Source organism: Streptomyces sp. NPDC126499 (assembly GCF_040302485.1).
In the GTDB taxonomy this organism is placed as follows: Bacteria; Actinomycetota; Actinomycetes; order Streptomycetales; family Streptomycetaceae; genus Streptomyces.
Window position 1 is genome coordinate 1 of the sequence record NZ_JBEOUO010000054.1, and the last position, 1,796, is coordinate 1,796.

The following is a 1,796-nucleotide window of genomic DNA, read 5'->3' on the forward strand; positions in this document are numbered from 1 at the left end:
AAAAAGAAAAAGAGACTCTGCTAAAGTCTCATGACGAATATATAACATATTCCAAAAACTATGAAAATGAATATCTAGGCAATATTCATAAGATACAAATTAACTTAAATCGCAAAAGTTAACAGCGCTATTTTAACACATAGAAAATAAAAATACTATGACTTTACCGTTTTCTAATAGCGGGTAAAGTGTTCAAACTTTGACAATGGGACTCCTATAATGGGGTCCTTATTTAATTTCCTTGAAAATATAAAATCCGCCCTTTTGCGTGTGGGTGGGGTGACTCCAGTTGGGGCCCCCGACACCGCAAGGCGGATTTATTTTATTTATAAAAGACCGAGAGAAATAACACTAACCATTATGGTATTGACATGATACCACTTTGATACTATAATGATACCATAAGGAGGTGAAGTTATTGGGAAAAGCGGTTTTTTCTCTAAGGCTTACTGAAGACCTACACGAATGGTTAAAAAAAGAAGCTGAAAAGAGAGGTATGTCGGTCAACGCTTTGATTTCATACATACTGAGCGAATATAAAGACGATAAAGAGTTTTAACGGAGTAGTTCTACGTAGTGAAAGCGTAGCGGTTCCTTTACTTGGAAAGGCGACTCTGATAACCTAGTTCGGTTTGCCACATTAAAGATTTCTAGAAGGTGGCGACGGTGGCAAGTAATCTGGGTCGCAAAGGTTCCGAGTCAAGGATTCATGGAGTAGATCTACGCAGTGGTGATGGTGAAGCGCAACTAAAAAAACAAGAAAAGAGGACGAGCACATGTTTAATATTTCTTATTACAAAACCGAAGACACAAAAGTAATGGTGGTTACATTACACGCACTAAAACAAACTATCATTTTGCAACCAGGATTCTTTTATAAAATTTCAGGAGTTGATAGAAAAGTAATAACCGGCTGCGGCGAATTTAGTGGTACAATTCTAGTAGATTTAGGATTTATATTTCCGTTTAAATCTGATAGAAAAATAGGTTAATATTTAATCGCTATTTCTGTTTCTTACTTAACTTGATTATAGCGATTAATAAGCAGAAAAATTTAGACAAGGAAGAGAGGTATTTTATAATTGAGGTATCGTCACAAACTAATAAAAAGTGGCGGTGTATGGGAATTATTGAGCTACGAGAAAGAGGTAGCAACAGGTAAAGATGCAGTTCGTGAAAATGCTGGTAGGAAAAAACAGTCTGATCATGATTGGATAAATGATGCTGAAACAAAGATGAAGAACAGGTCTGATGTGTTATATCGTGCAAGGAAGCAAGTGTTTAACCAAGCAAATGCCAATGCAAATGCGTGGAACGAGCAACCGAAATTTTTCACACTTACATATGCTGAAAACATGCAGGACATAAAACAATCTAACTATAACTTCAAAAAGTTTATCCAAAGGCTGAATTACACTTTAAAAATAAAACTAAAATACACTGCTGTAATTGAGTTTCAGAAACGAGGGGCTATACATTATCACCTATTGGTCTATAACCTTCCTTACACGCCTGTAGACGTTCTATCGGACATCTGGGGTCATGGGTTTGTTAAAATAAATAAAATAGACCACGTGGACAATGTAGGGGCTTATATAACGAAATATATGATAAAGGATAATATTGACGAAAGATTACTTGGAGAGAAGTCTTATTTTTCGAGTAGAGGGTTAAAGAAGCCTGAAGAGTATATTTTGACGGAAAAAGAAAAAGAGACTCTGCTAAAGTCTCATGACGAATATATAACATATTCCAAAAACTATGAAAATGAATATCTAGGCAATATTCATAAGATA

At 35.4% G+C, this 1,796-nt stretch carries 1 protein-coding gene and 1 pseudogene; both read left to right on the plus strand.

The window, feature by feature from the left end; all coding sequences use genetic code 11:
• Positions 1 to 409 precede the first annotated feature (409 nt).
• Positions 410 to 559: a toxin-antitoxin system HicB family antitoxin gene (locus ABTZ91_RS33960; protein WP_350502499.1), complete on the plus strand. Its 150-nt coding sequence runs from the start codon at positions 410 to 412 to the stop codon at positions 557 to 559.
• Positions 560 to 1,082: 523 nt separating this feature from the next.
• A pseudogene (locus ABTZ91_RS33965) lies at positions 1,083 to 1,796 on the plus strand (hypothetical protein); the annotation flags it as partial.